This window comes from Paraburkholderia sp. GAS42 (assembly GCF_050436565.1).
Classification (GTDB): domain Bacteria; phylum Pseudomonadota; class Gammaproteobacteria; order Burkholderiales; family Burkholderiaceae; genus Paraburkholderia.
In genome coordinates this window covers 21805-28358 of record NZ_JBNDML010000040.1, presented here as the reverse complement: position 1 = coordinate 28358, position 6554 = coordinate 21805, and the positions used below count along the sequence as shown (strand labels likewise).

The following is a 6554-nucleotide window of genomic DNA, read 5'->3' as shown; positions in this document are numbered from 1 at the left end:
TCCTGCAATTTGCGCAGCAGGGTGATCGCCTTCAGCTTTGGCGCAGCGCGTAGCAATGGGACCACTTCGCTCTCCCAGACATCGGCGAACGGATCTGGGCGCGAGCGCCAGTAGCGCCGGGGCTGCTGTGACGGTAGTCCGGCTTCATGTTCGACGCGTCGCGCCGTACGCTCGCTCATGCCTGACTTCGCCGCAGCGAGCTTCTGTGGATGAAGTTTGCGATGGTTCATGTAGAGGCGCACCTGTTGGTCGGTAATGCGGCTTCCAGACATGGGCTGACCGCCTCTTTTTAGATTCAGTCAGCCATCCTAGACCTCGCCAACCCGGCACCGCCGGCAGTTCGTCGTCTGCGGCGGCTACGCCGCCTCCGACTTCTCACTACCGGCCAAGATGAATGTCGGTACACCGGACGAAATCATTGTCGCCCCCCAGTTTGCATCAAAATTCCAGTCCAATCCAGGAGGAACAGGTCATGAACAAGGCAACCAGCACATTAATCGCGGCTGTCGCCGCACTCGCGCTGTCGGGCGGGGCTTATGCACAAAGCAACAACACGCTGGCGACCCCGAGCGTAGCGTCGCCCGCCGCCGTGTCGCCGGCCAATGCAACGAGCGGCTACGGCACGCCTGGCGCCACCAACTCGGACAGCGGCATGATCGCAGGGTCGGCGAACTCGGGCCTGCAGCAGAGCACGAACACTAGCTCGACGTCCAATACCAGCGCTTACGGGGTCAACAACACGCTGGCAACCCCAGGCACAGTGTCGCCGGCTGGCAAATAACAGCAATTAATAACGCACCAGGCGCAAGCACAAAGCGAACAAGCGCCCTCATTCACCAGCCGTTGTAAGAAAAGCCGCTGCTCTCACGGACAGCGGCTTTTTGTTTCTCCCTAAGCTCTTCCTGACAGCGGCTCGCGCCACACTGAATCCGGGCCAGTTTCCGACACTCGCCGGGGTACACGCGCGGACACTCGAACGGCTGCTCCGCGTTGCCAACGGACCTTCAAGCGTTGAGCAGAATGAACCGACCGTGCCGGACGCGGGTTTTTACTGCGCTCACGGCGATGACGTTGAGTCGCGATGAGTGTTCATTGAGTCTAATGCGTTCCCTGCTTGTCAAACCCGGCCTGATTGTGCAGGGAAACGGAATTAGTGAGACCGGCACTTCCGCCTAATCAACGACTTGCTCACGAATTCGGTCACACGCCAGCCCGACACGGAAGCGAAATCGCTGGATCAGCCGGATTTGCGACGCGAATCAGTTGGACTGGCCGGACGGCAAGACCCGTTCGTCTTGCGCCGGTTGCGAAAGACTGAGTGTGTTCGCCTGCCAGCAACCGTTTCTACGATTGCTGGTTTCTCCGGCGCCGTGGTAAATGCGCTAGGATTGAACGAATTGTTGCCTCGCAGACGAACAATGCTGGCATTGGCCTACCTAGCCGCATCTCGGCTCAGCTCAGAGGGAACTCATGGAACTACTGCAAGCAATGAAAGTTTTCAGCTCAGTCGCTGAGCTGGGCAGTTTCACGAACGCTGCCGAAGTGCTTCAGGTCGGTCGTCCTCATGTAACCCGGTCCGTGCAGGAGCTTGAGGCAGCTCTCGGAGTGAGGTTGTTTCAGCGCACGACTCGCAGCGTCACGCTAACGGCGGAAGGCGAGCAGTTCTACGCACGAACGGAAGAGATTCTCGCCAGCATCAACGATGCAACCTCGATGTTTAACCAGACTGGCGAAACAATGCATGGTCGGCTTCGCATTAACCTTCCAGCCGCATTCTCACAGCAAACGTTTCTGGACCGGCTGCGCGATTTCAATCGTCTGTACCCGAGCCTCGAACTTGTGCTTGGCGTGACCGACCGCGCCGTGGATCTGGTTGCCGAGGGGGTCGATTGTGCTTTGCGAATCGGAGACCTTCCTGACTCGAGTCTGATTGGACGAAGGGTTGCAGCGGCTGTCATGCTGACTTGTGCTTCTCCTGGGTACTTGCAGGAATACGGCACTCCGCTGACTCTGTCGGACCTATCCGCACATCGAAGGATCAACTTCCTGTCAGGACACGACAACCGACCAATGACGTGGCGCTTCTGCGCCGACGGCGAGGAGACTGCGGCTACATGCAACGCAAGTGTTAGCGTCAACGAGTCGAACGCCTACGTTCATTGCGGCGTTGCAGGATTCGGGCTCATCCAGGCTCCAGGGATAATGGTTGAAGAACACCTGGCGTCGGGCGAACTCGTCGAGGTTCTCTCCACCCACAGACCGAAGCCGTGGCCGGTGTCACTGCTCTATCCGAGTCGGGCATACGTGACCCCGCGTGTGAAGGTTTTCACGCAATGGCTTGCGAATGAACTCACAACCTTCAACGAGACCTGGCTGGTGTCCTGAGTTCCGGGCTCGATGCCCGGCCAAATCACAATCAAAAAACCAGGTCGTGTCGTCGCCAGCGTGCCCAGGGGATTGTTTCGATGCGAAGCAACAGTTCATTACCTCCGGATTCGTTTATCTAGTCGTGCCGTCTCCCTACAGTGTCAAACACTTGCCAGTTGCCATTACTTCGGCAGAGGGCATCCACGACATTGCGAGATCAAGTCATGACAAAAGCTGTTCGCTTTCATCAAATCGGCGGTCCGGAAGTGCTTCGGTTTGACGACGTCCAGGAGGCGCCGCCCCAACCCGGCGAAGTCCAGATTCGGGTCAAAGCTTTAGGTATCAATCGCGCAGAAGTGATGTATCGCACCGGGAAATACGTTATCGCCCCCGAGTTCCCGGCCAAGCTTGGATACGAGGCCTCTGGCGAAGTCGTAGTCATCGGCGCGAACGTGAATGGCTTTGCGATTGGCGACCCGGTGAGCGTCGTCCCCGCGTTCTCTTTCGCCGAGTATGGCATGTACGGCGAAGTTGTGAATGCTCCTGCACACGCCGTAGTAAAGAATCCGGCTGGCGTAACTCACAAGGAAGCTGCGGCCACCTGGATGATGTTCGTCACCGCATATGGTGCATTGATTAACTACGGCAAGCTGACCAGTGCTGATACCGTCATCATTGGCGCCGCGACTAGCAGCGTCGGGCTTGCTGCCATCCAGGTTGCGAAGATGGTCGGGGCGGCGACGGTTGCCCTGACGCGAAGCAAGGAAAAGGAAGAAACCCTGCGAGCAGTCGGTGCCGACCACGTTCTCCTTTCCGATATGCCAGACCTGACCGAATACATCATGAATGTCACCGGTGGGAAGGGTGCGCGCATCGTCTTTGACCCGGTCGGTGGACCGAATGCTCGAAACATTCTCCGGGCAATGTCGCACGAAGGAATCTACTATCAGTACGGCGCCCTGGACTCCCGGGACATTCCGGTCCCGGTGATGGAGATTCTGAGCAAGCACCTCGTCCTTCAGGGTTATGAGTTGTTCGAGATTACTCAGGACGCTCAGAAACTGCAGCAGGCCATAGCCTTTATCTCTGAAGGCCTGTCCTCCAAGGCACTTCGCCCTGTCATCGACCGGGTCTTCGCGTTCGAAGAGATTGCTGAGGCTCATCGGTACATGGAAGCCGGCAGTCAGGTCGGCAAGATTGTTGTGACACTGTAACCGCCGTACCACCTCCCTCAAAGTTTGCCGTTTCCATTCAAGGGCGGTGACTTTGAGGGAACGGGACTGTGGGACACGCTTCTGAAATCTCGCACTCCAGCACTACTACCGGCGTAACGTTGAAAGACCGACGGTCCGATGAAGGCGCGTACGCTCACTGCCCCGCGCAACATCGCGCCATTCGCGTACTTCACACACCCGCGCCCAACTTGAGCAGTTGACGAAGCAAGTTGAGCGATTCGGGTGAGAGACGGCGACTAAGATGTGCGGAGTGAGCGACTCAGTGTTCGGCCCCAATATCAACCAATCAGCTTCAGAGGTAATCGTGAACTCTCAAACTACATTCCAGGCGCCTGCCATTAACCGAAAGAAGGTAGTAGACATGGCCGTTACCATGCTGAGTGACGGTTATCTCGACGTGTCGTTTGAATTGCTTGACGGTATCAAAGCTGCCAAGGCCGAAGCATTGCTCGAGAAACGTGGCGTGCCACCTTTGCCTCGGATGAACATCAACGCGTATGTTGTCGAAACTGCGGACCGGACGATCCTCATCGATAGCGGCGCGGGCGGCATCAACGGTTGGGGTGGGCGACTTCAAGTCGCGCTCGCAGCGGCCGGCATTGACCCACTTCAAATCGACACGATTCTGCTGACCCATGCGCATCCGGACCACATCGGCGGCCTTGCCGGGCCGCTTCAGACCCCGGTGTTCAGGAACGTGCAGCAGCTCTTCGTCCATGAGAGGGAACTGGCGTTTTGGCGCGACGAAGGAATCTATTCGAACGCGCCCGATGGTTTCCGCCCATTCTTTGATGTCGCGCGAAACGCGTTCAACGCTTACGGCGAGAAGCTGGTGCCGTTCCATCAAGAAGCGATTCTGCCAGGCATTCAGACTGTCAACCTCTTTGGACATACTCCTGGCCACACCGGATATCTGCTGGGGGACGGTTCCGACTCGTTACTCATTTGGGGAGATATTGTCCATTTTCCGCACATCCAGGTGGCACAGCCTGAGGTTACAATCGCTTTTGATAGCGACTCAGCGCAGGCTGCACACACGCGCAAGCAACTGCTGGACAGAGTCGCGACGGACAAGCTTTCAATTAGTGGCATGCACTTCAATTTTCCGACAGCCGGCTCAGTTCAGCGAGAAGGTAACGCGTACATCCTGAACTATGACCTGTGGTCGCCTGTTGTCTGAACGACGCCCATCAACGCAAAGACGAATGTATTCGCTTGATGTGCTTGAACCGAGCGTAAGCACTCACATGGCAGCAAGTCCCGAGACCGTGCCAAGCTCCGCAACTCCTCAGGCAACCCATCAGATGCTCTCTCTGAAGGTCAGCGGGCGGCGTACCTTTTTTTCGATATGACCGAACTGGCAGCGCAGAGTGGCCGAATCCGTTTTTCCAGTCTCACGACAAGCGCCCCCAGTCTCACCAATTCCGTTTCCCTGCACAACATGCGGGGAGCCAGAATTAGTGAGACCGCCACTTCCGCCTAATCAACGACTTGCTCACGAATTCGGTCACGCGCTAGACGACGCCGAAGTGAAGTGAGTTCGTACGCATCGCCGGGACATCCCCACCTCAAGCCGCTTCCGCTTACAACTAACGCCCGGAGGCCGTATTGAGATGCTCTGTGTACCGATACGCTCGCCCTCCCGGATACCTCGCGCGCCTTGCCGCGCAATGCGCTGGCGCCACAGGCTGACCGTCTGCACGGACACGCCCAGTTCCTGCGCGATCGCTGCGCTTGAGCAGGCCTCATGGGCCATTAACGCGATGCGCGCCCGCGTCACATCACGCTGTGCAGCCGTCGTGCGCCTGATCAGCGCCAGCAGCTTCTCTCTGTCCTTCCTGGCCAGCTTCACTGGCGTTGCATGACGACCTCGGCTCATGCCGCCAGGCTAAACCATGCCACCAATTATTAAAAGTAATTGCGGGATGTCGTACTAGTGCGGCCTTCGGAAAGCATCCGATGGTTACGGTAGGGTGAGACACCCCGTCCCCACGACCGAGACGACCGAGCGGATGGCCGTTGTACCTTGGAAACTGCCGTCGAGGATGCACCGGGTGGACCCGCAGGAATGGGTCGACATGCGCCCGACTCGTCGGGCAGAACGCGGCCAAAAGGCAACGTCCGATTATGTAAGTAGAATCGTCGACGATCGGCATTGTGGATTTGATGGGCCATTCCGGTTTGGCGAGGTGAAGCAATGAAGGTAAAGATCGCGTACATCGAAGAACCCCCATTCGGCTGGACAGAATCCGATCAGACTGCCACGGGAGCGGACGTTGATCTGGCTGATACAGTCCTTCGGGCCATCGGTGTCACACAGATCGAGCATCACCTCACGACGTTCAGTGAACTGCTGTCTGGCGTCGAAGCCGACCGCTGGGATATGAACGTTCCGCTCTTCGTTACGCCTGAACGGGCCAATCAGGTCGCGTTCAGTTTGCCCGTATGGGCGACCGGGGACGGTTTCCTGGTCCGCGCAGGAAATCCGAAAACGCTCAAGAGCTATGCGTTACTCGCCGAGCGCCGCGATGCGCGCCTCGGCATCATTGCTGGGCAGGTGCAGCACGAGTCGGCGCGAGCGTCAGGCGTAAGCGAGGACCAGATCGTCATTTTCGAGCAACAGGCCGACGCAATTAAAGCAGTCCGCTCAGGGGCGATCGATGCGTATGCGAGCACCGCGTTGGGAAATCGCGTACTTGCGGACCGTATCGGCGATTCGATGCTTGAGGCAGTTGAGCACGTGCCCGAAAAGAATGGCAAGCCACATTCCCCGAGCGGGGCATTCTCGTTTAACAAGAGCAGCGGCGATCTGCTCAATGCGGTGAACAGGCAGCTTCGCTTATATCTGGGCTCCCCCGACCATCGCGCTCGCATGGCGAATTTCGGCCTCACACATAAGGAGATCGATCCTGTAGTTGTCCGTTGAATCAATCAAGCAACCTTAGGGGCCAC

6 protein-coding genes and 1 pseudogene are annotated in these 6554 nt (G+C 57.8%); 5 read left to right on the top strand and 2 right to left on the bottom strand.

Features of this window, described 5'->3' with window-relative positions:
- A pseudogene (locus P3T16_RS33485) lies at positions 1-272 on the bottom strand (IS21 family transposase); the annotation flags it as partial.
- A gap of 200 nt (positions 273-472) precedes the next feature.
- On the opposite strand from P3T16_RS33485, the gene P3T16_RS33480 reads away from it, so the two are divergent.
- The 4 genes from P3T16_RS33480 (at position 473) to P3T16_RS33465 (ending at position 4782) form a co-directional block, all read left to right on the top strand.
- Positions 473-781 carry a hypothetical protein gene (locus P3T16_RS33480; RefSeq protein WP_429345473.1) on the top strand — a complete coding sequence of 103 codons (309 nt, stop codon included), beginning with the start codon at positions 473-475 and terminating at the stop codon, positions 779-781.
- Between the two features lie 689 nt (positions 782-1470).
- Complete coding sequence (locus P3T16_RS33475) at positions 1471-2385, top strand: LysR family transcriptional regulator (RefSeq protein ID WP_429345472.1); 915 nt, start codon at positions 1471-1473, stop codon at positions 2383-2385.
- Positions 2386-2591: 206 nt separating this feature from the next.
- Positions 2592-3581: a zinc-dependent alcohol dehydrogenase family protein gene (locus P3T16_RS33470; protein WP_429345471.1), complete on the top strand. Its 990-nt coding sequence runs from the start codon at positions 2592-2594 to the stop codon at positions 3579-3581.
- A 382-nt stretch (positions 3582-3963) separates the two neighbouring features.
- The gene (locus P3T16_RS33465; RefSeq protein ID WP_429345470.1) at positions 3964-4782 is read left to right on the top strand and encodes an MBL fold metallo-hydrolase; all 819 of its coding nucleotides are present in this window, start codon (positions 3964-3966) and stop codon (positions 4780-4782) included.
- A gap of 327 nt (positions 4783-5109) precedes the next feature.
- Here the strand turns inward: P3T16_RS33465 and P3T16_RS33460 are convergent, their stop codons facing one another.
- Positions 5110-5481, bottom strand: coding sequence for a helix-turn-helix domain-containing protein (locus tag P3T16_RS33460; protein WP_429345469.1), 372 nt, complete (start codon positions 5479-5481; stop codon positions 5110-5112).
- A gap of 318 nt (positions 5482-5799) precedes the next feature.
- Between P3T16_RS33460 and P3T16_RS33455 the strand changes: the two genes are divergently transcribed.
- Positions 5800-6528 carry a transporter substrate-binding domain-containing protein gene (locus P3T16_RS33455; protein ID WP_429345468.1) on the top strand — a complete coding sequence of 243 codons (729 nt, stop codon included), beginning with the start codon at positions 5800-5802 and terminating at the stop codon, positions 6526-6528.
- Positions 6529-6554: the final 26 nt, after the last annotated feature.

Excerpts from the sequence above, each read along its gene's own strand:
- P3T16_RS33475 (WP_429345472.1), top strand. The coding sequence starts at position 1,471 with ATGGAACTACTGCAAGCAATGAAAGTTTTCAGCTCAGTCGCTGAGCTG.
- P3T16_RS33455 (WP_429345468.1), top strand. The coding sequence starts at position 5,800 with ATGAAGGTAAAGATCGCGTACATCGAAGAACCCCCATTCGGCTGGACA.
- P3T16_RS33460 (WP_429345469.1), bottom strand. The coding sequence starts at position 5,481 with ATGAGCCGAGGTCGTCATGCAACGCCAGTGAAGCTGGCCAGGAAGGAC.
- P3T16_RS33465 (WP_429345470.1), top strand. The coding sequence starts at position 3,964 with ATGGCCGTTACCATGCTGAGTGACGGTTATCTCGACGTGTCGTTTGAA.
- P3T16_RS33470 (WP_429345471.1), top strand. The coding sequence starts at position 2,592 with ATGACAAAAGCTGTTCGCTTTCATCAAATCGGCGGTCCGGAAGTGCTT.
- P3T16_RS33480 (WP_429345473.1), top strand. The coding sequence starts at position 473 with ATGAACAAGGCAACCAGCACATTAATCGCGGCTGTCGCCGCACTCGCG.